The sequence below is a fragment of the Bradyrhizobium sp. URHC0002 genome, assembly GCF_054059515.1.
Window position 1 is genome coordinate 538,957 of record NZ_JBSSCF010000001.1, and the last position, 23,049, is coordinate 562,005.

General features: G+C 63.3%; 20 protein-coding genes and 1 pseudogene. 10 read left to right on the forward strand and 11 right to left on the reverse strand.

Annotated features, from left to right (window positions below):
• Positions 1-34: 34 nt before the first annotated feature.
• The 5 genes from ACVWVY_RS02700 to ACVWVY_RS02720 form a co-directional block, all read right to left on the reverse strand.
• The gene (locus tag ACVWVY_RS02700) at positions 35-1,162 is read right to left on the reverse strand and encodes an acyl-CoA dehydrogenase family protein (protein WP_456624925.1); all 1,128 of its coding nucleotides are present in this window, start codon (positions 1,160-1,162) and stop codon (positions 35-37) included.
• Between the two features lie 29 nt (positions 1,163-1,191).
• Positions 1,192-3,063, reverse strand: a complete 1,872-nt coding sequence (locus ACVWVY_RS02705) for an AMP-binding protein (protein WP_456624926.1) — start codon at positions 3,061-3,063, stop codon at positions 1,192-1,194.
• Between the two features lie 40 nt (positions 3,064-3,103).
• A complete protein-coding gene (locus tag ACVWVY_RS02710; protein WP_456624927.1) occupies positions 3,104-3,910 on the reverse strand; it encodes an enoyl-CoA hydratase/isomerase family protein in 807 nt (268 codons plus the stop codon).
• Positions 3,911-4,099: 189 nt separating this feature from the next.
• On the reverse strand, positions 4,100-4,858 hold the full coding sequence (locus tag ACVWVY_RS02715) for an SDR family NAD(P)-dependent oxidoreductase (RefSeq protein WP_456624928.1): 759 nt from the start codon (positions 4,856-4,858) through the stop codon (positions 4,100-4,102).
• Positions 4,859-4,921: 63 nt separating this feature from the next.
• Positions 4,922-5,587 (reverse strand): TetR family transcriptional regulator, encoded by a 666-nt coding sequence (locus ACVWVY_RS02720; RefSeq protein WP_456624929.1) that lies wholly within the window; start codon positions 5,585-5,587, stop codon positions 4,922-4,924.
• A gap of 152 nt (positions 5,588-5,739) precedes the next feature.
• Here ACVWVY_RS02720 and ACVWVY_RS02725 point away from each other — a divergent pair, with 152 nt between their 5' ends.
• From ACVWVY_RS02725 to mbfA, 4 genes are all read left to right on the forward strand, one after another.
• Positions 5,740-6,912: an acetyl-CoA C-acetyltransferase gene (locus tag ACVWVY_RS02725; RefSeq protein ID WP_456624930.1), complete on the forward strand. Its 1,173-nt coding sequence runs from the start codon at positions 5,740-5,742 to the stop codon at positions 6,910-6,912.
• Positions 6,913-6,988: 76 nt separating this feature from the next.
• Entirely contained in the window at positions 6,989-8,530 is a 1,542-nt protein-coding gene (locus ACVWVY_RS02730; protein ID WP_456624931.1) for an acyl-CoA synthetase, read from the forward strand.
• 278 nt (positions 8,531-8,808) lie between these two features.
• Positions 8,809-9,957, forward strand: a complete 1,149-nt coding sequence (locus ACVWVY_RS02735; protein ID WP_456624932.1) for an alpha/beta fold hydrolase — start codon at positions 8,809-8,811, stop codon at positions 9,955-9,957.
• 84 nt (positions 9,958-10,041) lie between these two features.
• Positions 10,042-11,013, forward strand: a complete 972-nt coding sequence (gene mbfA, locus ACVWVY_RS02740) for an iron exporter MbfA (RefSeq protein WP_456624933.1) — start codon at positions 10,042-10,044, stop codon at positions 11,011-11,013.
• A gap of 4 nt (positions 11,014-11,017) precedes the next feature.
• Here the strand turns inward: mbfA and ACVWVY_RS02745 are convergent, their stop codons facing one another.
• A complete protein-coding gene (locus ACVWVY_RS02745) occupies positions 11,018-12,019 on the reverse strand; it encodes an ABC transporter substrate-binding protein (protein WP_456624934.1) in 1,002 nt (333 codons plus the stop codon).
• Positions 12,020-12,194: 175 nt separating this feature from the next.
• On the opposite strand from ACVWVY_RS02745, the gene ACVWVY_RS02750 reads away from it, so the two are divergent.
• The gene (locus ACVWVY_RS02750) at positions 12,195-13,667 is read left to right on the forward strand and encodes an amidase (RefSeq protein WP_456624935.1); all 1,473 of its coding nucleotides are present in this window, start codon (positions 12,195-12,197) and stop codon (positions 13,665-13,667) included.
• A gap of 129 nt (positions 13,668-13,796) precedes the next feature.
• Complete coding sequence (locus ACVWVY_RS02755; protein ID WP_456624936.1) at positions 13,797-14,150, forward strand: nuclear transport factor 2 family protein; 354 nt, start codon at positions 13,797-13,799, stop codon at positions 14,148-14,150.
• 68 nt (positions 14,151-14,218) lie between these two features.
• Here the strand turns inward: ACVWVY_RS02755 and ACVWVY_RS02760 are convergent, their stop codons facing one another.
• On the reverse strand, positions 14,219-15,307 hold the full coding sequence (locus ACVWVY_RS02760) for a Zn-dependent alcohol dehydrogenase (protein ID WP_456624937.1): 1,089 nt from the start codon (positions 15,305-15,307) through the stop codon (positions 14,219-14,221).
• Between the two features lie 48 nt (positions 15,308-15,355).
• Positions 15,356-17,138: pseudogene (locus tag ACVWVY_RS02765) on the reverse strand (acyl-CoA dehydrogenase family protein).
• Positions 17,139-17,298: 160 nt separating this feature from the next.
• Here ACVWVY_RS02765 and ACVWVY_RS02770 point away from each other — a divergent pair.
• Positions 17,299-18,000 carry an SDR family NAD(P)-dependent oxidoreductase gene (locus ACVWVY_RS02770; RefSeq protein WP_456624938.1) on the forward strand — a complete coding sequence of 234 codons (702 nt, stop codon included), beginning with the start codon at positions 17,299-17,301 and terminating at the stop codon, positions 17,998-18,000.
• Between the two features lie 153 nt (positions 18,001-18,153).
• The gene (locus ACVWVY_RS02775; RefSeq protein WP_456624939.1) at positions 18,154-18,984 is read left to right on the forward strand and encodes an enoyl-CoA hydratase; all 831 of its coding nucleotides are present in this window, start codon (positions 18,154-18,156) and stop codon (positions 18,982-18,984) included.
• 17 nt (positions 18,985-19,001) lie between these two features.
• On the opposite strand, the gene ACVWVY_RS02780 is transcribed toward ACVWVY_RS02775, so the two are convergent.
• The 3 genes from ACVWVY_RS02780 to ACVWVY_RS02790 all read right to left on the reverse strand — a co-directional run bounded on the left by ACVWVY_RS02780 (position 19,002) and on the right by ACVWVY_RS02790 (position 20,418).
• Entirely contained in the window at positions 19,002-19,406 is a 405-nt protein-coding gene (locus ACVWVY_RS02780; protein WP_456624940.1) for a nuclear transport factor 2 family protein, read from the reverse strand.
• A 116-nt stretch (positions 19,407-19,522) separates the two neighbouring features.
• On the reverse strand, positions 19,523-20,143 hold the full coding sequence (locus ACVWVY_RS02785) for an N-acetyltransferase family protein (protein ID WP_456624941.1): 621 nt from the start codon (positions 20,141-20,143) through the stop codon (positions 19,523-19,525).
• Between the two features lie 71 nt (positions 20,144-20,214).
• A complete protein-coding gene (locus tag ACVWVY_RS02790; RefSeq protein WP_456624942.1) occupies positions 20,215-20,418 on the reverse strand; it encodes a DUF1127 domain-containing protein in 204 nt (67 codons plus the stop codon).
• 114 nt (positions 20,419-20,532) lie between these two features.
• Between ACVWVY_RS02790 and ACVWVY_RS02795 the strand changes: the two genes are divergently transcribed.
• Positions 20,533-21,432 (forward strand): transcriptional regulator GcvA, encoded by a 900-nt coding sequence (locus ACVWVY_RS02795; RefSeq protein ID WP_456624943.1) that lies wholly within the window; start codon positions 20,533-20,535, stop codon positions 21,430-21,432.
• A gap of 195 nt (positions 21,433-21,627) precedes the next feature.
• The gene (gene tcuA, locus ACVWVY_RS02800; protein WP_456632081.1) at positions 21,628-23,019 is read left to right on the forward strand and encodes an FAD-dependent tricarballylate dehydrogenase TcuA; all 1,392 of its coding nucleotides are present in this window, start codon (positions 21,628-21,630) and stop codon (positions 23,017-23,019) included.
• Positions 23,020-23,049 lie beyond the last annotated feature (30 nt).

Consider the following 23,049-nt stretch of genomic DNA (forward strand, 5'->3'; position numbering starts at 1 on the left):
CAACCGGTCGTCCCTGCCTAGTGCGCACAATTTCTTAAGCCGCGTTCTTCTTGCGCATGCGGTCGATCAACTGGTCTTCCCAATACGACAGGCTGCCGAGCGTCAGCGCGGTGGTGTTGGCGCGGCGGTAGTACATGTGGCAGTCGAACTCCCACGTAAAACCCATGCCGCCGTGAACCTGGATGTTGTTCTTGGAACAGTGCTGGAATGCCTGCGTCGCGCTGATGCGCGCAGCCGCTGCCGCTTCCGGCAATTCCGACGCGTTGGTGGAGAGCGCCCAGGCGCCGTAGTAGCAATTCGAGCGCGCCAGCGTTGCCGAGACATACATGTCGGCGAGGATATGCTTCACCGCCTGGAACGAGCCGATCGGACGGCCAAAGGCAATTCGATCCAGCGCATAGTCGCGGCCCATTTCGAGCGCGCGGTCGGAGCCGCCGACCTGTTCGAACGCGAGCAGCACGGCCGCGCGGTCGAGCACCTGGGTCAAAATGCTCCAGCCGTCGCCTGCAGCGCCGAGCGGCTCGGCCTTGGCGTTCTTGAAGGTGAGTTCGGCTTGCCCCCGGGTCGGATCGAGATTGGTCAGCGACTTGACTTCGACGCCGCCGGCCTTGAGGTCGACCAGGAACAGCGAGATATCGGAATCGCGCCCCGTGGAGCCGGTGCGTGCGGCGACCACCGCGAAATCGGCGATCGCGCCATCCAACACCGGCGTCTTCACGCCATTGAGCGCGCCGCCGGAGGCCTGCAGCTTGATCGCCTTCGGCGACGGATTGCCCTTGCCTTCGAACAGCGCCAGCGTGCCGATCGCCTCGCCGCTTGCGATCTTCGGCAGCCATTTTTGCTTCTGCGCGTCGGAGCCTGCCAGCAGCAGCGCTTCGGCGGCGAGGTAGACGGTGGAGGAAAACGGCACCGGCGCATTCGCACGGCCCATCTCTTCCGCGATTACGCAGAGTTCAAGATGGCCCGCACCGGCGCCGCCGAATTCTTCCGGGATCGCGACGCCGAGAAAGCCCATCTCGGCAAGGCCCTGCCACAGCGCCTTGTCATACGGCGCCTTGCCGTCGAGTACCTCGCGCACGGCCTTCGGCGGGCATTTTTCGGCGAGAAACTTCCTCGCTTCGTCGCGCATTTGTTTTTGTTCGTCGGAAAAATCGAAGTTCATGGCGGTTACTCGCGTTGGTGCTTGCGTTTTCAGTTCAGGATGATGACGTCTTCGCCGGGTTTGTCGGCGTATAGCTTCTCCACCAGTGCCGCGCGGCGCTCCAGGCCGGCGCGCTGGTTGATGTAGCCCTTGTCGGTCAATTCGTTGCCGTCGATCGAGGGCGGCTCGGCCATCAGCATGGCGCGCGCAATCCGCATGCTGCTGCCGGTGGCGGAGGCGTTATGCGCTTCCAGCCCGCGCTTGAGGCAGGCGATCACCTCGGGATGCCTGACGACATCTTCGAACGTCGCATCGGGATTGCCGACCATCTGCCGGCAGGCGTGCAGATTGGGCCAGGCCAACAGCCCGATGAATTCCCGGTCCTGCCCGGCTACCAGCGCATCGTGCACAACAGGCGTCGCGGCCGCGATCGCGTCGGTGCGCAGCGAGCCGACATGAACGAAGGTGCCGGTCGTGAGTTTAAAATCCTCGACCACGCGGCCGGCGAAAATGATGCCCTGCAGCGGATCGTTGTCATCGACGAACACGCCGGCATCGCCGATGCAGTAGAAACCCTCCTCGTCGAACATCTTCTTCGTGAGATCAGGCTGGCCGAAATAGCCCGGGGTGACGTTGACGCCGCGCAGGCGCAGCTCGTATTTCGAGCCGCACGGCACCAGCTTCAGTTCGACGCCGGGGAACGGCAGGCCGATCAGGCCGACGCGCTCGGTATCCCAATAGGTGCCGGTGGATGTCGGCGCGGTCTCCGTCGAGCCCCAGCCGGTGTAAAAGACGATGCGCTCGCCGGTGGTCTTCACCGCCAGCGCCTGCATGCGGTCGTAGAGATCGTCAGGCAGCCGCGCCCCGCCATAGGCCATGATGCCAAGGTTTTTGAAGAAGCTGCGGCACAGCGCGTCGTCCTTCTCCATGGCGGCCGCGAGCGCCGCGTAACCCGCGGGCACGTTGGCATAATAGGTCGGCGACACCTCGCGCAGATTACGGATGGTCTCTTCGAGCTGGCCGGGCATCGGCCGGCCGTCGTCGATATACAGCGTGCCGCCATCGACCAGGATCGGATGGAACGCGGCATTGCCACCCATGGTGTGGTTCCACGGCATCCAGTCCAGCACGGTCGCAATCGGCCCGTTCGGATCGCGCGGCCGCACCTGCATCATCATCGCCGCATTGGCGCACATCATCTCCTGCGTATTGATGACGGCCTTCGGCATCCCGGTCGAGCCCGAGGTGAACAGCAGCTTGCCGACGGTATCGGGCGTGATCTTCGCAATCGAGTCCTCGACCGCTTTCGTCACCGGCGTCGCGGCGAGATCGGCAAAGGACACGCTCTTGATGCCTTCGCAGGGCCGCAAGACGTGAACGACGGTGACGCCGGTCAGATCGAGAGCCTTCAACGCCTTCTCGAATGTCGGCCCATCCTGCACCATCACGACGGCAGGCTTGATCAGGTCAAAGAGATATTTGAGCTTGAGATGATCCTGGCTCATCAGCGAATAGGCCGGCGACACCGGTGCGGCCGGCAAGCGCGCCTGCATCGCTGCCTGCGTCATCAGTGCGTGCTCGATCGAATTGCCAGAGAGGATCGCAACGGGACGGCCTTCCCCGAGGCCGAGATTGAGCAGGCCCTGTGTCAGCCCGTCGACGATGCGCTTGGCTTCGCCGTAAGAGACTTTGCGCCATTGCCGATCTGCGCCGCCACGTTGCGCCAGCCAGATGCGTTCAGGCGCCTGCTTCGCCCATTTCGCAAGCGACGCCGGAATATGCTTTTCGTAAGGCTGCAGCGGAATGCGCGACTTCAGGATGATGACGCCATCCGGACGACGCTCGACCGCGATGTCGCGCGCCAGCCATTCGATCTTGCGAAAGGCCGGCTTGGTCAGCACTGCGGCTGCACTCCCACTCATATTGCGTCTCCCGGAATTCAGTCCTTTGCGGATCTTGTCGTCATCGCTTGATATAGACAGGCTTTCGCTTTTCGAGAAAGGCCCTGATGCCTTCGTTGAATTCTTCCGAACGGCTGCACAACACCTGATTACGGTCTTCCATCGCGATCACGGCTTCGATCGAGCCGGCATCGACGCTCATGTTGAGGCATTCCTTCGACAGCCTTAAGCCCACCGGGGAAGCCGTCATCATCGCATCGACGTAAGGCTCCGCTGCCGCGTCGAGCCCGCCTTCCTCGACGACTTCGGAGACGAGACCGACCGCAAGCGCACGTTCTGCGCCGATGAAGCGACCGGTGAGGATCAGTTCGGATGCCACCGACACGCCGACCAGCCGCGGAAGAAAATAGGATGTGCCGATGTCGCAGCCGCCGAGGCCGAGCTTGATGAAGGCGCAGTTCATCCGTGCGGATTTGGTGGCGATGCGGATGTCGGCGGCGAGCGCCAGCGCAAATCCGCCGCCGGCCGCAGCACCCTGAACCAGCGCAATGATCGGCTGCGGGCAGCGCCGCATCAGCATTACGATGTCGGCAATGCGGCGCTGCGAATCCAGCGACTCGGTCACCCCTGGTGGCTCCTGCTGGCCTGCGCGGCGCTTCATTGCCTGTTTGAGATCGAGGCCGGCGCAGAACGAGGCGCCCGCGCCCTTCAATACCACCACGCGGGTCGAGCGATTGCGCTGCAGCCCCTCGAAATAGGCGTTGAGTGCGTCGATCAGTGAAGGATCGAGCGCGTTGAGGGCGTCCGGGCGATTGAGCGTGACCCGGTCGACGCCGTCATTGTGTTCGATCAGCAGCGGTTGAGTCACGTCGAACTCCTACATCCGCGAACGCGGTGCCAGTTGCTGCGCCCTCTCCCCTTGTGGGAGAGGGCATCACCGCCGTCGGCCGCATGCTCAGTACGGTGAGGGGTTGCCAGACGGATAGAACCCCTCATCCGTCGCGGACTGCGTCCGCGCCACCTTCTCCCACAAGGGGAGAAGGAAGAGCAGTACAGCCTACCGCGGCGCCATGCGGATGGCGCCGTCGAGGCGGATGGTCTCGCCGTTGAGCATCGGGTTCTCGACGATGTGGACCGCGAGGTTGCCGTACTCCGAGGCATCGCCGAGGCGGGCCGGATGCGGCACCTGGGCGCCGAGGCTCTTACGGGCTTCTTCGTTCAGGCCCATCAAGAGCGGCGTCAGGAACAGGCCGGGCGCAATGGTGTTGACGCGGATCTTGAGGCTGGCGAGGTCGCGTGCGGCCGGCAGCGTCATGCCGACGATCCCGCCCTTCGACGCCGAATAGGCGATCTGGCCGATCTGGCCTTCATAGGCAGCGACGCTCGCCGTATTGATCGCTACGCCGCGCTCTTCGCCGATCGGGGCTTCGGTCGCCAGCCGTTCGGCAAACAGCCGCAGCACGTTGAAGCTGCCGATCAAATTGACATTGATGATGCGGACGAACTTTGCCAGCGGATAGACGCCGTCCTTGCCGACGGTGCGCTGCGATCCGCCGATGCCGGCGCAGTTCATCAGCACGCGCGCGATGCCGTGCGCGGCTTCGGCCTTTGCGATCGCCGCCTTGATCGCCTCTTCGTCGGTGACGTCGGCGTGGAGGGCAACGCCCTTCACTTCGGCGGCGACCTTCTCGGCGTTTTCCTTGTTCTGGTCGATCACACCGATTTTCGCGCCCTTGGCGGCCATGGCGCGGGCGGTCGCGGCGCCGAGGCCGGAGCCACCGCCGGTGATGAGAACGGCTACGTCTTGCAACTGCATGGTAACAACCTTTCCTTGGGAGTTTCTTCTCTGGGTTGGTAGACTACTGAGTGTCCGCGATCGTTATTCGGCGGCGGCACCTTTCCCGCTCAACATGCCGCCGCAGATCAGCGCTTCCATATGCTTGATATATTCGCGGCAGACTTCATCGGTGACCGGGCCGACGCCGGTCGCCCGCGACATCGCGTGGCGGCCGAAGAACAGGTGATCGCAGGCGCCGACCAGGCTGGTGTAGAACATCACAGGGTCGATGTTGCGGAACTCGCCGGCCTTGATGCCCTCCGCAAGCAGCCGCCGCTGAAATTCCAGGAGCGGCGCCACGAAAAACTTCGACACCTCGTCGGCCGCCTCCGTGCTGCTTTCATGCAGCAGGTAGTGGATCAGCCGGTTCATATACGGGAACTGATAATAGGCGCGGATGATGCCGCCGATATGCAGTTTGAGTTTTGCAGTCGGCGAGATCGGCTGGCTGATGAGATATTCGAGCTGCGACATCTCGGTCGCGGCGTCGCGCGCCAGAAGCGCCAGCAACAGCCCGTCCTTGTTGCCGAAATGGTATTTCACCAAGGCTGCGTTGACACCCGACTTCTGCGCGATGTCGGACAGCGACACCTCGATCGAGGCGCGCTCGATCATCAGCTCGCTCGCCGCGACAAGCAGCTTCTCGGCGGTGCCGTTCTTACCGCCCGGAAGCCTTGTCGGTACGCTGGTATTCAACGGTGATCCCATTCCCTCACCTGCCGGAAATCCGGGCCGCACATAAGCGCATGCCGCGCCTGCACTCAAGAGTTAATTGATTGATTGACTAAATCCCGGAGCACCCCTTAAATCCGGCCCAACCTACCGACACCCACCAACAAACAATCCAAGGGAGAACAGACATGGCCGAGGCCTATATCGTCGCCGCCGCGCGTACCGCGGGCGGCCGCAAGGGCGGACGTCTCGCAGGCTGGCATCCGGCCGATCTGGCCGCTTCCGTGCTGAATTCGCTGGTCGATCGCTCAGGCGTCGATCCGGCCCAGATCGAGGACGTGATCATGGGCTGCGTGATGCAGGCCGGCGAGCAGTCCAACAACATCGCCCGCAACGCGGTGATGGCCTCGAAGCTTCCCGAGAGCGTGCCCGCCACCTCGGTCGACCGTCAGTGCGGCTCGTCGCAGCAGGCACTGCATTTCGCGGCGCAGGCGGTGATGGCCGGCTCAATGGACATCGTGATCGCCGCCGGCGTGGAATCGATGACACGGGTTCCGATGGGCCTTGCTTCACAGCTCCCCGCCAAGAACGGTTTTGGCCATTACAAGAGCCCGGGCCTCGAGGCGAAATACCCGAACATCGTGTTCAGCCAGTTCACCGGCGCGGAAATGATGGCGGAGAAGTACGGGCTCTCCAAGGAACAGCTCGACACCTATTCCTATGAGAGCCACCAGCGCGCGATTGCCGCGACGCAAGCCGGCAAGTTCAAGGACGAGATCGTTTCGCTGCAGATCACCCGCGCCGACAACTCGACCGACACCCATCATGTCGACGAAGGCATCCGCTTCGACGCCAGCCTCGACGGCATCAAGGGCGTCAAGCTGATCGCCGAGAACGGCAAGCACACCGCCGCCAGCGCCAGCCAGATCTGCGACGGCGCTTCCGGTGTGATGGTGGTCAACGAACGCGGCCTGAAGTCGCTCGGCGTCAAGCCGCTGGCGCGCATCCATCACATGACCATGATGGGCGGCGACCCCGTCATCATGCTGGACGCCCCGCTGCACGCCACCAAGCGGGCACTGGAGAAGGCCGGCATGTCGATCGACGATATCGACCTGTTCGAGGTCAACGAAGCGTTCGCGGCGGTGCCCGTGGCGTGGCTGAAGACCACCGGTGCCGATCCGGCACGGCTCAACGTCAATGGCGGCGCGATCGCGCTCGGCCATCCGCTCGGCGGCTCCGGCACCAAGCTGATGACCACGCTGGTCAATGCACTCAAGCAGAACAACAAGCGTTACGGCCTGCAGACCATGTGCGAAGGCGGCGGCATGGCCAACGTGACCATCGTCGAGCGGCTCTAAAAGCAAGAAAAGCGTTTGGCGACTGGCGAGCAGGAAGTGCGCTTCCTGCTCGCCATTTTCATATTGAGGAAACCCCATGACCCACCCGTCCATCCACGCCCGCAACACACCGAACAAGATCGCCTACCAGATGGCGGCGACCGGCAAGGCGATTACCTATCGCGAGCTCGACGAGCTCTCGAACCAGGGCGCGCACCTGTTTCGTTCGCTCGGCCTCAAGGCCGGCGACCACATCGCGCTATTGATGGAAAACCGCCTCGCTTTCATGGAGATCTGCTGGGCCGCGCAGCGCGCAGGTCTCTATTACACCGCGATCAGCCGCTATCTGACGCAGGATGAGATCGCCTACATCGTGAAAGACTGCGGCGCAAAGGTCTTCATCACCACGCCGAAATGCGCCGAGCAGGTCAAGGGCCTCGTCGGCCAGGTCGACGGCCCGCTGCTCTACATGATGGACGAGCCCGAGCCTTACTTCCGTTCCTATGACAAGGAAGCCACCGCGCAGCCGGCCACGCCGATATCGGATGAAGTGGCGGGCTACGACATGCTGTATTCGTCCGGCACCACCGGGCGGCCCAAGGGCATCAAGAAGGATTTCGAGGGCAAGGCGATCGACGAGCCGAACGCGTTCCTGAAGATCCTGTGCGCCGACATGTGCGGCATGTCGTCCGACAGCATCTATCTGTCGCCGGCGCCGCTCTACCACGCAGCTCCCCTGCGCTTCAACATGATGGCCATCACGCTGGGCGGCACCTCCATCATCATGGAGCATTTCGACGCCGAGGAATTTCTGAAACTGGTCGAGAAATACAAGGCCACGCAGTCGCAGCTGGTGCCGACCATGTTCGTGCGCATGCTGAAACTGCCCGATGAAGTGCGCACGCGCTACGACGTCTCGACGCTGAAGGGCGCGATCCACGCCGCCGCGCCCTGCCCCGTCGACGTGAAGGCAAAAATGATCGAATGGTGGGGACCGATCCTGATCGAGTATTACGCCGGTTCCGAAGGCAATGGCGTCACGGTATCGACCTCGCAGCAATGGCTGACCCACCGCGGCACCGTCGGCCGCGCCGTCGTCGGCAAGGTGAAGATTTTGGACGAGAACGACGAGGAGCGTCCCGTAGGCGAGATCGGCACGGTCTATTTCGCCGATGCGCCGGTATTCACCTATCACAACGATCCCGAAAAAACGAAGAAGGCCTACAACGAAAAGGGCTGGTCGACGCTCGGTGACGTCGGCTATCTCGACGCGGAAGGCTTTCTCTATCTCACCGACCGCAAGAGCTACATGATCATCTCAGGCGGCGTGAACATCTATCCGCAGGAGACCGAGGACGTCCTGATCACCCATCCTGACGTCTCGGACGTCGCTGTATTCGGCGTGCCGAACGAGGAAATGGGCGAAGAGGTCAAGGCCGTGGTGCAGCCGCACGACATGGCCAAGGCCGGCAAGGCGCTCGAGGCCGAACTGATCGTGTTCTGCCGCAAGCATTTGTCGCCGATCAAATGCCCAAAAAGCATCGACTTCGAAGCAGAGCTGCCGCGTACGCCGACCGGGAAACTGGTGAAGCGGCATCTGCGCGACAAGTACTGGCCGAAGCCTGCGGCGAAGGCATGAATCGTAGGGTGGGCAAAGCGAACCGTGCCCACCATCTCTCCAGATCGTTGCTTTGAATGGTGGGCACGCTGCGCTTTGCCCACCCTACGGAATGCTGCGAATGTTTTCGTCCTTCCTTCCCTTCTCCCCTTGTGGGAGAAGGTGCCTTCGCGGAACGCGAAGGCGGATGAGGGGTCTCTATCTGCGGAGACAGGTCCCTCACCCGTCTCGAATGAGCTTACGCTCATTCGATCCATCCTCTCCCACAAGAAGGGGAGAGGGGAAGAGAGGCGCAAACGATGACAACCCTCCCCGACATCCCGCTGCCATCAACCGTCCGCTCGCGCTACGTCGATGGCATCAACGGCCTGCGCATGCACGTGCTGGAGGCCGGCTTCGAGACTTCAGGCCGGCCCTGCGTGCTACTGCTGCACGGCTTCCCCGAACTTGCCTTTAGCTGGCGCAAGGTGATGCCGGTTCTCGCGGCGGCCGGCTATCACGTGATCGCGCCGGACCAGCGTGGCTATGGCCGCACCACCGGATGGGATGCGGATTACGATGGCGACCTCGCCTCGTTCCGGCTCACCAATCTGGTGCGCGATGCGCTCGGGCTGGTGTCGGCGTTCGGCTACCGCAGCGTCGACGCTGTCATCGGGCATGATTTCGGCTCGTCGGTCGCGGCGTGGTGCGCGCTGATCCGGCCGGACGTGTTTCGCTCCGTTGTCATGATGAGCGCGCCGTTCGGTGGCCCGCCAGCGCTGCCCTTCAACACGGTGCACGAACCCGCCAAGCCCGTCGATGATCCCATTCATCGCGAGTTGGCGGGGCTGCTGCGCCCGCGAAAACATTACCAATGGTACTACTCGACACGCGAGGCCAACGACGACATGCACCACGCGCCGCAGGGCGTGCATGATTTCCTGCGCGCCTATTACCACCACAAGAGCGCGGACTGGAAAGCCAACACGCCCTACCCGCTCAAATCCTGGACGGCGAGCGAAATCGAAAAGCTGCCGACCTACTACGTCATGGACCTCGCCAAGGACATGGCCGCGACCGTCGCGGAAGAAATGCCGTCGGCGGCGGAAGTCGCCGCCAACACATGGCTGCCGGACAGCGAGTTGGCCTTCTACAGCGCGGAGTACCAACGCAACGGATTCCAGGGCGGGCTGCAATGGTATCGCTGCGGCACCTCGGGCACGTTCACGCCGGAATTGCAGACCTGGTCGGGCCGCACCATCGACGTGCGCTCCGCCTTCATTTCGGGCAAGCAGGACTGGGGGACCTATCAGCGCCCCGGCGTGTACGAGGCCATGCAGAAGGCCTGCACGCGCATGATCGGCTGCCATCTCGTCGATGGCGCGGGCCACTGGGTGCAGCAGGAGAAGGCTAACGAGGTGAGCTGGTTGCTGGTGCAATTCCTGCGAGGGGCGCAGGCGAGCGCGTAGAAGGCGAACCAGGCCAGGCACGGCAATTGACCCCGGCGACAGCCAATATTAGAATGATTCTAAAGTAAGAAAAGGCGCTGTCCCGTGAAGAAATTCGCCGATCTGACCGAGCGCGAAGTGCTGGCTGTAGCGATCTCTTCCGAGGAGGAAGACAGCCGCATCTACATGACCTTCGCGGAAGACCTCGCGGAACGTTATCCGGACTCGGCCAAGATCTTCGAGGAGATGGCCGAGGAAGAACGCGGCCACCGCCATCGGCTGCTGGAAATGTACGAGCAGCGGTTCGGCGCGCATCTGCCGCCGATCCGCCGCGAGGACGTCAGGGGATTCCTGAAGCGGCGCCCGATCTGGCTGACGAAGAACCTGTCGCTCGACACCATCCGCAAGGAGGTCGAGACGATGGAGCTTCAGGCCGAGCAATTCTACATCAAGGCCGCGGAGCAGGCCGAGGATGTCGGCGTACGCCGCTTGCTCGGCGACCTCGCCGAGGAAGAAAAGGGCCACGAACAACTCGCGGCCAAGCTGACCGGCGAAATTCTAAGCCCCGACGTGCGCGCCGAAGAGGACAAGACGCGGCGGCGCATGTTCGTGCTGCAATATGTGCAACCAGGGTTAGCCGGACTGATGGACGGCTCGGTCTCGACGCTGGCGCCGCTGTTCGCCGCCGCCTTTGCCACGCATCAGAACTGGCCGACGTTTCTGGTCGGACTAGCCGCCTCGATCGGCGCCGGCATCAGCATGGGCTTTGCCGAGGCATTGTCGGACGACGGCTCGCTGACCGGGCGCGGTTCGCCCTGGCTGCGCGGCGCCGCCAGCGGCATCATGACCGCGCTCGGCGGCCTCGGCCACACCCTGCCCTATCTGGTGCCGGATTCCTGGGCGAACGCGTTCTGGATCGCGACGGGGATCGCGGGCATCGTGGTGTTCTTCGAACTCTGGGCCATCGCCTATATTCGCGCGCGGTACATGGACACACCGTTCCTGCAGGCGGCGTTCCAGATCGTGCTCGGGGGCGGCATCGTGCTCGCGGTCGGGATATTGATCGGCGGGGCGTAGGATCTCAATTCCCGTTGAGCCCACCGATCTCCGGGAAGAACATGTCCTTCCACGACGCGGGCTCGTGCTTGATGGTGCCGACCCGGCGCATGAATTTTGCAAATTTCATCGTGGCGGCCGGCGTCATGGTCCACTCGACATTGGCTGCCGTCACTACCTTGGTCACCATCTCGAGCGGCAGCTTGGAATTGCTGTCGTTGATCCAGCTTTGCGCGGTCCCTCTCGGATCGGCCGCGACGATCGAGGTCGCCTCCTTCACCGCATCGAGGAAAGCGCCGTAGAGTTCGGGATTGTCCTTGCGAAACCGCGCCGAGGTCCATGCCACCGTAAAGGTGTGCGGCCCGAGCACGTCGAATGACGACAGCACGGTGTGGATGTTGTTCTGCTCCAGTTGCTGGAACTGGAACGGCGGCACGCTGAAGGCCGAACTGACGCCGCCCGCGCCGCTCAGGAGCGCAATCGTCGCATCCGGCGGCGACATCGACACCGTGAGCGGATCGAGTTTTGCGTAGTTTTCTTCGCCATAGGCCGCCGCTGCCGCCATCTGCAGCAACACCGCCTGCACCGATACCTTGATCGAGGGCACCGCGATGCGGTCGCGTTCGGTGAAATCCTTGATCGACTTGATGTCAGGATTGGCGGTGTTGAGCAGGAACGGCTGCGAACTCAGCGCGCAGATTCCCTTGACCTCGAACGAGGTGCCCTGCGTCTTGTCCCACAGCGTGATGAGGCCGGGCACGCCGCCGCTGACGATGTCGGTCGAATTCGACAGCAGCGCTTCGTTCATCGCCACCGGGCCGTTGAAGCGTTGCCAGGAAACCTTGAAATCCTTCAGGCCGCGTTGGGTAGCGTATTTCTCGATCAGCCTGTCACGCTTCATGACGTTGAACTGCAGGTAGCCCATCGAGAACTGCTCGGCCAACCTGATCTCGGCCGCACCGGCCGTCGCCGTTGGGCCGCCGATTGCGACGGCAATCACCGCGCCAGCGATCCACGCCGCTCTCATCGGAGCCTCCCGCGCTGTTTTCATTTTTGTTGATCGGAAGATTAGCGCCCAACCGGCGCTTCGCCAAGCGGCTGGCAACATCACGGGATCGCCGCTGTACAGCCATTGCTCTTGCCGCGCGCGCCCAAACTGAGCATCATCCGCGCCGCATCGAAGGACAGATCGGGAGTACGCCTTGGCCAAGTCGCAATGGAGTTTCAAGACCGCCGTTGAATTGTCGGCAGCCCTCGCTGCCAAAAAAGTTTCCGCCGTCGAACTGGCCGAGGACGCGATCGGCCGGATCGAACGGCACGACGCGAAGATCAATGCGATCTGTGTTCGCGATTTCGAGCGCGGCCTCGCGGCCGCCCGCGCCGCCGACGCCGAACTCGCGCGCGGCGTGAAGAAGCCGCTGCTCGGCCTGCCCGTGACGTTCAAGGAATCCTACAATATCGCGGGATTGCCGACGACCTGGGGCATTCCGGCGCAGAAGGATTTTACGCCGAAGGAAGACGCGTTGCCGGTCTCGCGGGTTAAGGATGCCGGCGGCGTCATCCTCGGCAAGACCAACGTCCCGCTCGGGCTCGCCGACTGGCAGAGCTATAACGAGATTTACGGCACCACCAACAACCCCTTCGATCTCGGCCGCACGCCGGGCGGCTCTTCCGGCGGATCGTCGGCGGCGGTCGCGGCTGGTTATGGCCCGCTGTCGCTCGGCTCCGATATCGGCGGCTCGCTGCGTGTGCCCGCGTTTCATTGCGGGATCTATGCCCACAAACCGACGTTCGACCTCGTCGCCATGCGCGGCCACACGCCGCCGCCCATGCCGCCGCTGCCTTCCACGCGCGATCTCAGCGTGATCGGGCCAATGGCGCGCTGCGCGGCCGATCTGTCGCTGCTGCTCGACGTGATCGCGGGGCCCGATCCGCTCGAATCCGGCAAGGCCTATAGCCTCGCATTACCACCGCCGCGCCACACGGAGCTGAAGAACTTTCGCGTGCTCCTGATCGATACCGATCCGGTCATGCCGACCGACGGCGTGGTGCGCGGCACGCTGGAATCGCTTGCCGCAAATCTCACCAGGGCCGGCGTCAAGGTCGACCGCACCAGTCCGCTGCTGCCCGATTTCGCAGCGTCAAGCCGGCTCTATATGCGGATGCTGATGTCGTTCCTCGCGGCTTCCTTTGCGCCCGAAACCTATGCCGGCGCACAGGCCGCCGCGGCCGCGCTGCCGGCCGGGGACAACAGCCTCGCCGCCGAGCGCCTGCGCGGCATCGCGCTCAGTCACCGCGACTGGTTAATGGCCGATGGCGGACGCTCCCGCCTGCGCGCGCAATGGCGCGAGCTGTTCAAGACCTACGACGCCGTGATCTGCCCGATCATGCCGACGCCGGCCTATCCGCACGATCACTCCGAGGACCAGGAGACGCGCCGCATCAGGATCGACGGCAAGGATCACGTCTATACCGATCAGCTCTCCTGGCCCAGCATCGCCACCTTGCCCGGCCTGCCCTCCACCGCGATCCCTACCGGCTTTTCGCCGGATGGACTGCCGGTCGGCGTGCAGATCGTCGGCCCCTGGCTGGAAGACCGTACGCCCTTGAGGCTGGCCGAACTGATCGAACGCGAATTCGGCGGCTTCAAGCCGCCGCCGATGTTTGATGATTGAGAGGCGAAACTTACCCGCGACGTCATTGCGTGTGACGCGAAGCAATCCATAATCACCTCAGAAATGAAGCGGATTGCTTCGCCGCCCCGCTCCTCGAAATGGCGGGGAAGCCAGACCGGAGGGACAACCATGAGCAAGGATATCGAAGAGCTGACCGCGCTCAATCGCGACTACGTCGACTCAGTCCAGAACTCCGACGTCAAACGCTTCGATGAAATCCTGGCGCAAGATTTCTACTGCTCGAACCCCGACAAGTCGCTGGTCGACCGCGCGGCGTTCCTGAAACAGACGGCAGTACCGGTAACGATCAGGAACCTCACCGCACACGACGTGAAGATCCGCGTGCTGGGCGACTTCGCGATCATCCACGCCGCCACCAGCTACACCACGACCGACGGTCAGCAAGCCCACGGCCGCTATACCGACTGCTGGGCGAAGCAGAACGGCAAGTGGCTCGCGGTCTCGGCGCATGTGTCGCGGTAAGAGAAGCTTTCACGACGTCGTCCCTGCGAACGCAGGGACGACGGATATGGCTACGCTTGAACTACACCTCACGCATCAAACATGATCACGCTGCGCAGCGTCTTGCCGGCTTTCATGTTGGCAAAGCCTTCGTTGATCTCGCTTAGCTTCAGCTTGGCCGAGATCCAGTCTTCCAGATGCAGCTTGCCGCGCATGTAGAATTCGATGAGGCGGGGCATGTCGACGCGGAAATGGTTGGAGCCCATCGATGAGCCCTGGATGCGGCGCTCGCGCAGGAAGTCAAAACCGTGCAGCTCGATCTTCTGGCCGAACGGGATCATGCCGACGATGGTCGCGGTGCCGCCGGCCGCCAGCATTGAGAAGGACTGCTCGGCGGTTTCCTTGCGGCCCAGCACCTCGAAGGAGTGATGCACGCCGCCACCGGTGAGTTCGCGCACCTGCTGCACCACGTCGCCCCTGGCGGGATCGACGATGTCGGTGGCGCCGAGCTTGGTGGCAAGCTGCAGTTTCACCGGGTTGGTATCGATCGCGATGATGCGGCCGGCACCTGCGATCGCAGCACCATTGATCGCCGCCATGCCGACGCCGCCGCAGCCGATCACGGCGACGGTTTCGCCCGCCTGAACCTTGGCCGTATTCACCACCGCGCCATAGCCGGTGATGACGCCGCAGCCGATCAAGGCCGCCAGCTCCAGCGGCATGTCCTTGCGGATTTTGACGATGGCGTTTTCGTGCACCAGCATCTGCTCGGCGAAAGACGAGAGGTTGAGGAACTGATGGAGCTTCTCCTCGCGCGCCCAGGACAGCCGGTTGGACTGGCCGGGCAGCATCTTCACGGTCGTGTCGGTGCACAGCACCGTGCGGCCGGTGGTGCAGTTGTCGCAGGTGCCGCAGAACACCGACAGGCAGGTCACGACGTGATCGCCGGGTTTTACATAGGTGACGTCGGAGCCGACTTTTTCGACCACGCCGGCGGATTCATGCCCAAGCACGGCCGGCAGCGGATGCGGGTAGAGCCCTTCCATGAAATGCAGGTCGGAATGGCAGAGGCCGGCGACGCGCGTGCGGATCAGGATTTCGCGCGGGCCGGGATTCGGTACGCTGACATCCTCGATCACGAGCGGCTTGTTGACTTCATGCAGGACGGCGGCCTTCATCGGGTACTCCCTGTAGTTTATGTTTTTTGAACCGGAATTGTAGCCAGCCTACGCCGCGACAAGCAATTCGCCAACCTCGGCCATGCCGACGTTGCGCTCGCCGAGCAAATGATCGGTGATGGCGCGCTGGGCGGCATTTTCCGCAAGCCGGAACGGATCGCCCGCCGCGACGCGATGATCGATTACCATCCGCGACAGCAACAGCCGCCGGGCGTCGCCGCGCATCTCGTGGATACGCCCGCCCTCCCAGGCCAACGCGACGGCGCTGGCGACATGATAGAGCAGGCTGGTGGCGCGCCGCGCATCGCCCTCATTGTCGCTTCGGCTGGCGACCTCGCGGGCGAAACCGACGGCGTGGTCGGTCAATTCCCGCAAGCGGTCGCGCCAGGCCTGCGGCACGTTGGCGCTGTCGTCGAGGCGGGCGTGCAAATCTGCCGCCAGCGCCGCATCCGCGCCGTGACGGCCGACCGCGCGCGTCAGCGCATCGATCGCGACGATGTTGCCAGTGCCTTCCCAGATCGAGCCGAGATGGGCATCGCGCAGCAGCCTCGCGGTGGCAAATTCCTCGATGTAGCCGATGCCGCCGCGCATCTCCAACGCATCGCCGCAGACCTTGCGCGCATCGCGCGTCGCACGGAATTTCAAAGTCGGCGTCAAAATCCGCAACAGCGCCGCGGCATCCTGGCTGCCGGCTTCCGCACGATCGAGTGCGTCCGCGGTGAGAAAACTCATGGAGAGCGCCTGCTCGGTCGGCAGCATGATCTTCATCAATTGCCGCCGCGCCAGCGGCAAGTCGATGATGCGGCTGCCGAACACCACGCGGTTTCGCGCCACCGTCATCGCATCATGGTGCGCGCGCCGCATCAGCGCGGTCGACTTGACGCCGTTGGAGAGCCGCGACGAATTGACCATCTCGGCCATCTGCACAAAACCGCGGTCGAGCTTGCCGACGGCATAGGCGATCGCGCCTTCGAACTTGATTTCGCCCGACGCCATCGAGCGGGTGCCGAGCTTGTCCTTCAGGCGAACGATCCGGTAGTGGTTTTGCGAGCCGTCGTCGAGATACCGCGGCATCAGGAACAGCCCGACGCCGCGCGTGCCCGGCCCCGCTCCTTCCGGGCGCGCCAGCAGCATCACCACCTTGGCGTCCGCATTGGAGCAGAACCATTTTTCGCCATAGAGCCGCCAATGCTCGCCGTCCTGCACGGCGCTCGTCGTCAGCGTACCGACGTCGGAGCCGCCCATCCTTCTCGGTCATGAACTGGCCGCCCTGGGTCAGCTTGCTCATGTCGGTCTGCGTCAGGCCGTCGAGATATTTGGCTTTCAGCGCTTCGCTGCCGAAATTGTTGAGCAGTTTGGCGCAGCCGTCGGTGACGTTGATCGGACAGCCCATGCCGAACTCGGTCTGATTGAACAGGAACGTGAAGGCGTGCTTGGCAACCACAGGGTATTTGTCCGGCCAGCCCATGATACCCTTGCGGATCGACAGCGCGTGAATGCCGAACTCGCCGAACGCGGCCTTCTCCAGTTCGCGATAGGCCGGGTGATATTCGATGTGCTGCGTATCGCGGCCGAACTTGTCGCGCTGATGCAGCACCGGCGTATGGCGGTCGGCGAGCCGCGCGCATTCGTCGAGATAGCCTCCGGCCAATTCGCCGAGGCGATCGAGATGCGGCTCGATATGGCGGAACAGCGCATCGGGAAGATGCAGCCGCAGCAGATCGGTCAGCGCCGGATCGGCCCGGTAAAAATTCATCCCTGTCGTATCGGGCGCGAGCAATCCCGGCTGATTGGCCGAACCTGTCGCGCGATCATGCATGCGTGGCTGCATTTTTAGCCCTTGTTCGTTCCGCCCGATGTTGGTCAACTACCGATAGCGCAGGCGGAGGTGCCGTCAACAAGCATAATTGGAGGGGCCTCCCCATGGCGGACGATTGCCAGGCGGAATCCGGTTCCTAGATACCGAGTCCCACCATCCGAGGATCTCGCCCATGGAATTGCCAAAATACAAGATTGCCCTGATCGTCGGCGCCGGCGAAGGATTGAGCGCATCGCTGGCGCGGCTGTTCGCGCGCGAAGGCATCAAAGTTGCGCTCGCCGCGCGCAAGATCGAAAAACTCGGGGCGCTCTGCACCGAGACGGGCGCCCGTGCCTTTGCCTGCAATGCGACCGAGGCCGAGGATGTCGAACGTCTCTTTGGCATGGTCGAGCGCGAGATCGGCACGCCCGATATCGTGGTCTACAACGCCAGCGGACGGGCGCGCGGCGCCTTTACCGACCTGGTTCCAGCGGATGTTGCGCAGGCGATTGCCGTTTCGGCCTTTGGCGGTTTTCTGGTGGCACAGCAGGCGGCCACGCGCATGTTGCCCAACAAGCACGGCGCGATCCTGTTCACCGGCGCTTCCGCCAGCGTCAAGGGCTATCCGCAATCGGCGCCGTTCGCGATGGGCAAGTTCGCACTGCGCGGGCTGGCCCAGAGCATGGCGCGCGAATTGTCGCCGCAGGGTATTCACGTTGCGCATTTCGTCATCGACGGCGGCATCCGTAGTGCGGCCCGTACTGAGCCTGCCGACAGGCCGGACTCGATGCTCGACCCCGACGCCATTGCGTTGAGCTACTGGAGCGTGCTGCAGCAACCGCGCAGCGCCTGGACCTGGGAGGTCGAATTGCGGCCGTGGGTGGAGAAGTTTTGACGACATGAACGCGTAGATGCGTAGGGTGGGCAAAGGAGCGAAGCGACGTGCCCACCATCTCTCATCGAATGCGTTGCCCGATGGTGGGCACGCTTCGCTTTGCCCACCCTACGGTTCATCGCAAATGACGAAACAACAACAACAGGGGGAACGATGACCACCGAAACCAAAATCGACACCGGCACCGACGAACTGCTGTGCGTGATCCGCGACCGCGTCGCCGTCATCACACTGAACCGGCCCGAGGCCCGCAACGCGATGTCGGATAATCTGACCCCGGCGCTGCGCAGCATGATCAAGGCCTGCGGCGAGAATCCGGATGTCGGCGCACTGCTGCTGACCGGCGCGGGCACGGCGTTCTGCGCCGGCGGCAACGTCAAGGGCATGGGGGCCAATCGCGACAAGACAAAGCTCGCAATGTCCCATGACGAGCGGGTCGCCGACTTGCAGGAGCGACAGCGTCTCCTGACCGGCGCGCTGGTCTCGGTGCGCAAGCCGACCATTGCCGCCCTGCCCGGCCCAGCGGTCGGCGCCGGATTAGCTCTGGCGATGGCCTGCGACATGCGTATCGCCGCGCAATCGGCATTCCTTTCCACTGGCTACCTCAAGGTGGGCCTGAGCGGCGATTACGGCATCGCCTGGCTCCTGACACGGTTGGTCGGCACATCGCGGGCTCGGGAATTGATGTTCACTTGCGAGAGGGTCGATGCGGCCAGGTGCGAGGCGATCGGCCTGGTGAACCGCGTGGTCCCGGACGACAGGCTGCAGGCGGAAGCCTTCGCGCTCGCTAAATCGATTGCCGAAGGACCAACGATCGCGATCCGCTACATGAAGGATAATCTGGACGAAGCCTTGATGTTCGACTTCGCCACCGCGCGCGATCATGAGGCCGAGCGCATGGTCCGAGCCCAGGTGACGGCCGATCACAGGGAGGCCGTGCAAGCCTTTATCGACAAGCGCAAGCCGGTGTTCAAGGGCAATTGATCTGCAGGATCTTTGAGCTAGCCGATCGGGTTTTCCGCGAACAGCCGCGCCACCATCACCGAATCGAGATAGGCGCGCACGCGCACGATGGTGTCATTTCCAAAGTAGCAGACCCAGCAATAATGATTGTCGAAGCGAAAGCCGTTTTTGGCGGTCGCTTCGGAATGCAGCTCCACGATCGCGACATCGTCCTGCACGATCAGGTTATCGACGTGCAATTGTGCCCCGTTCGGCAACACCTTGCCGAGCTTGGCGAAGGTACCGGCGACGAAATCGGCTTTGGATTTGTAGTGGCCGGCGAGCGGATGCGTGCCCATCACGGTCCAGTCGACGTCATCGGCGACGTGGGTGAAAAAGCCCGCGCCGTCGCCATGCTCGAGACCTGCGAAAATCCGCCGCACGAAACCCGCGTCGACTGTCATGACCGGCCCTCTCGTCAGTGACGCGGAGGCTAGACCGGGATACGGGGATTATCAACGCCGTGGCGGGAGGTGAGAAAATAGCCCGGTTCTGGTGCGGCCAGAACCGGGCTCAGTGGTCAGACCGCAAGCGAGGACATTGCGCTGGGAGAGACGGCGGCGAGCCGCCAACTGGCGCACGGGATTTCCTGCGGTTCGACATAAATCTGCTTCTGGAAGCGCGTCAGCTTCCAGTCGTTCGGCGTATTGGTGAAGGCGTAGCCGGCCTTGCGGGCGAGCGAGATCATCGCATCATTGGACCGCAGCGTGTCGCCGAACAGGCGCGTCGCGCCGAACGAAGCCGCGCGGCATTCGAGGTTTTTCATCAGCGCCCTGCCGATGCCGTGGCCCTGCCAACGGTCGTCGATCGACAGGCCGAATTCGATTGAGGCCGTATCGCTGTCGAAGGCATAGCGCGCCTCGCCGACGATGGTCTCGCGGCCGTCGACCAGCATGGTCGCGATCACGCTGAACCGATCCGCTTCACCGATATGGATGAAATCCTCAAGCAGCGACGCCGGCAGTTCGCGGATCGCACCGAGGAAGCGGTTGTAGCGGGACCCCGTGGTCAGCGAGCGGAAATAGTTCTGCAACGCCCCGGCATCGCGCGGCTCAACGAAGCGCACGGTCACCACCTCGCCATTCCGCGCGCGCAGCACGTCGGAATATTGCCTGAGGTCGTCGAGACGCATCGTGGTCATGGGTCGCTCCCGCGGAGCTGGAAAAAAGCGGCTGGCGTCCCCGTGATCGGGCGTCGCCAGCCTGGCTGCCATCAAGCCCGCCAGAACGGTTTTTCGGTCTCGTAGGCGATATCGCTCCAGGAGATTCCGATGTCGTGGAGCTCCCGCTCGGACCAGCTCGCCAGTTCGCGGCGCGCCTGGTAGCGCTGCCGCCAGACATGCAGGGTCTCGCCAATCTGGCTCAAAATCCCGGATTCATGATGATTTATCATCGATTCATGGGTGTAAGTGGACATTTTCGGCTCCTGTAGTATTCTGTTGGTGCTAATATCTGCGCTATCTGAGCCTTCCACAAGCGACACTTTGTACCGTTTCGGATGATATAAACTCATACATTTGGGGATTGTGGAATGACTGCGAGGCTGCCGTCGCTGAATGGATTGCGCGCCTTCGAGGCTGCGGCCCGGCATCTGAGCTTCACCCAGGCGGCGTCCGAGCTGAACGTCACGCAGACCGCGATCAGCCACCAGATCAAGCGGCTGGAGGAGGAGCTCGGCGTCCGCCTGTTCGTCCGCCAGAACCGCTCGCTGACGCTGACGCAGCAGGCGCAGGAATATCTCCCCGGCATCCGCGCCGCGTTCAACGATCTCAGGCTTGCGACCGACCGCCTGCTGCGCAAGGACGACGACCACGTGCTGACGGTGTCGACCCTGGCCTCGCTTGCCGCCAAATGGCTGCTGCCGCGGTTGACCGCGTTTCAGGAAGCCCATCCCGGCATCGATGTGCGCATCACCACCTCGACCAACCTGGTCGACTTCCAGCGCGACAATGTCGACGCCGGAATCCGCTACGGTCGCGGACAGTGGCCGGGCGTCCGCGCCGACTGGCTGATGGCAGACGAGTTGTTCCCGGTGTGCAGCCCCGCGCTGCTCAAGGGAAGCAAGCCGCTCAAATGCCCCGAAGACCTCCGGGATCACGTGCTGCTGCACACCAGCAACGCCAACTACGACGACTGGCGGCTGTGGCTGACGGTGGCCGGCCTGCCGGCCGATTTTTCCAAACAGCCGGGCGTCACCTTCGACATGATCTTCATGACCGTGCAGGCCGCGATCGACGGCCTCGGCGTCGCGATGGGCCGCACCGCCTATGTGCAGGAAGACATCGCCAAGGGGCGGCTGGTCGTTCCGTTCAACATCGCATTTCCGGTCGACGCAGGCTTTTATCTGGTCTCGCCCACGGACAGAACCGACCCGCCCAAACTGGCGGCCTTCCGGCAATGGCTGCTCGCCTCCGTGCAGGGCAAGGCCTGACCTCGCGGATATTCCGCGATGCGAAGTGCATGCGACATCGTCGCATGCGGTTGCACTGATTGACGAAGTTCGAGCACGAGACGCGTGACGCGGCCGCTTCATCAGGCTAGAAAATCGCAGGGCGGATGGATTTTCCTGGCCGAGCGCCGGTTTGATCTCCAGGCCAACAAACGACAACAAGAGCGCATGGCCGATCTGACAAAAAAATTCGATGTGGTGGTGATCGGCGGCGGCAACGCCGCTTTGTGTGCTGCCATCAGCGCCCGGCGGGCCGGCGCTTCCGTGCTGGTGCTGGAAGGCGCGCCAAAGTTCTATCGCGGCGGCAATACCCGCCACACCCGCAACATGCGTTGCGCGCATGATGCGGCGACCGAGATTCTCACCGGTCCCTACACGGAAGAGGAATTCTGGGACGATCTGTTGCGCCTGACCGGCGGGCAGACCGACGAGGAACTGGCGAAGTTCATGATCGCCGAGTCCAAGGACATCCTGAACTGGATCGTCGAACAGGGCGTGCGCTGGCAGCCCTCGCTCGGCGGCACGCTGAGCCTCGGCCGCACCAACTCGTTTTTCCTCGGCGGCGGACGGGCGATGCTGAACGCGCTCTACCTGACCGCCGAAAAGCTTGGCGTCGAGATCGTTTACGATGCCGAGGTGACCGACCTTCAGATCGAGCACGGCATGTTCCTTTCCGCGAAGCTGAAACAGCCGATCGACGGCGCGAGCGAAATCCGTGCCGCGGCGCTGGTGGCGGCGGCCGGCGGTTTTGAAGCCAACATCGAATGGCTGAAGGAATACTGGGGCGAGGCGGCCGACAATTTCCTGATCCGCGGCACGCCCTATAACCGCGGCTCGATCCTCAAAATGCTGCTCGACAAGGGCGTGCAGGACATCGGCGATCCCACCCAATGCCATGCGGTGGCGATCGACGCCCGCGCGCCGAAATTCGACGGCGGCATCATCACGCGGCACGACTCGGTGGTGTTCGGCATCGTCGTCAACAAGCACGCCGAGCGCTTCTACGACGAGGGCGAGGACATCTGGCCGAAGCGCTATGCAATCTGGGGCCGGCTGGTGGCAGCCCAGCCGGACCAGATCGCCTACATCATTTTCGACTCGACGGTCGTTACGAGCTTCATGCCGACGCTGTTTCCGCCGATCGCGGGCGCGACGCCTGCCGAACTCGCCGGCAAGCTCGGGCTCGATCCGGCCGCGCTGGAAAAGACCATCACCGAATTCAACGCCGCGGTGCAGCCCGGCACCTTCGATCACACCATCCTCGACGACTGCCGCACCGCAGGCATCACGCCGCCGAAGACGCACTGGGCGCGCAGGATCGAGACGGCGCCTTACCTCGCCTATCCGGTGCGGCCCGGCATCACCTTCACCTATCTCGGCACCCGCGTGAACAGGCAGTCGCGCATGGTGATGAAGGACGGCAAGCCCTCCGCCAACATGTTTGCGGCCGGCGAGATCATGGCCGGCAACGTGCTCGGCAAGGGCTATGCGGCCGGCATCGGCATGACCATCGGCAGCGTGTTCGGCCGGGTGGCGGGACGGGAAGCGGCGCGGAATGCGAAGAATTGACGCGGAGTTCGGATCACCTCGCCCCGCTTG

What these genes read in the sequence shown, in the direction of transcription:
- ACVWVY_RS02700 (WP_456624925.1), bottom strand. Translation starts at nt 1,162, where the DNA reads ATGAACTTCGATTTTTCCGACGAACAAAAACAAATGCGCGACGAAGCG.
- ACVWVY_RS02705 (WP_456624926.1), bottom strand. Translation starts at nt 3,063, where the DNA reads ATGAGTGGGAGTGCAGCCGCAGTGCTGACCAAGCCGGCCTTTCGCAAG.
- ACVWVY_RS02715 (WP_456624928.1), bottom strand. Translation starts at nt 4,858, where the DNA reads ATGCAGTTGCAAGACGTAGCCGTTCTCATCACCGGCGGTGGCTCCGGC.
- ACVWVY_RS02720 (WP_456624929.1), bottom strand. Translation starts at nt 5,587, where the DNA reads ATGGGATCACCGTTGAATACCAGCGTACCGACAAGGCTTCCGGGCGGT.
- ACVWVY_RS02725 (WP_456624930.1), top strand. Translation starts at nt 5,740, where the DNA reads ATGGCCGAGGCCTATATCGTCGCCGCCGCGCGTACCGCGGGCGGCCGC.
- ACVWVY_RS02730 (WP_456624931.1), top strand. Translation starts at nt 6,989, where the DNA reads ATGACCCACCCGTCCATCCACGCCCGCAACACACCGAACAAGATCGCC.
- ACVWVY_RS02735 (WP_456624932.1), top strand. Translation starts at nt 8,809, where the DNA reads ATGACAACCCTCCCCGACATCCCGCTGCCATCAACCGTCCGCTCGCGC.
- ACVWVY_RS02745 (WP_456624934.1), bottom strand. Translation starts at nt 12,019, where the DNA reads ATGAGAGCGGCGTGGATCGCTGGCGCGGTGATTGCCGTCGCAATCGGC.
- ACVWVY_RS02755 (WP_456624936.1), top strand. Translation starts at nt 13,797, where the DNA reads ATGAGCAAGGATATCGAAGAGCTGACCGCGCTCAATCGCGACTACGTC.
- ACVWVY_RS02760 (WP_456624937.1), bottom strand. Translation starts at nt 15,307, where the DNA reads ATGAAGGCCGCCGTCCTGCATGAAGTCAACAAGCCGCTCGTGATCGAG.
- ACVWVY_RS02770 (WP_456624938.1), top strand. Translation starts at nt 17,299, where the DNA reads ATGGAATTGCCAAAATACAAGATTGCCCTGATCGTCGGCGCCGGCGAA.
- ACVWVY_RS02775 (WP_456624939.1), top strand. Translation starts at nt 18,154, where the DNA reads ATGACCACCGAAACCAAAATCGACACCGGCACCGACGAACTGCTGTGC.
- ACVWVY_RS02780 (WP_456624940.1), bottom strand. Translation starts at nt 19,406, where the DNA reads ATGACAGTCGACGCGGGTTTCGTGCGGCGGATTTTCGCAGGTCTCGAG.
- ACVWVY_RS02785 (WP_456624941.1), bottom strand. Translation starts at nt 20,143, where the DNA reads ATGACCACGATGCGTCTCGACGACCTCAGGCAATATTCCGACGTGCTG.
- ACVWVY_RS02790 (WP_456624942.1), bottom strand. Translation starts at nt 20,418, where the DNA reads ATGTCCACTTACACCCATGAATCGATGATAAATCATCATGAATCCGGG.
- ACVWVY_RS02795 (WP_456624943.1), top strand. Translation starts at nt 20,533, where the DNA reads ATGACTGCGAGGCTGCCGTCGCTGAATGGATTGCGCGCCTTCGAGGCT.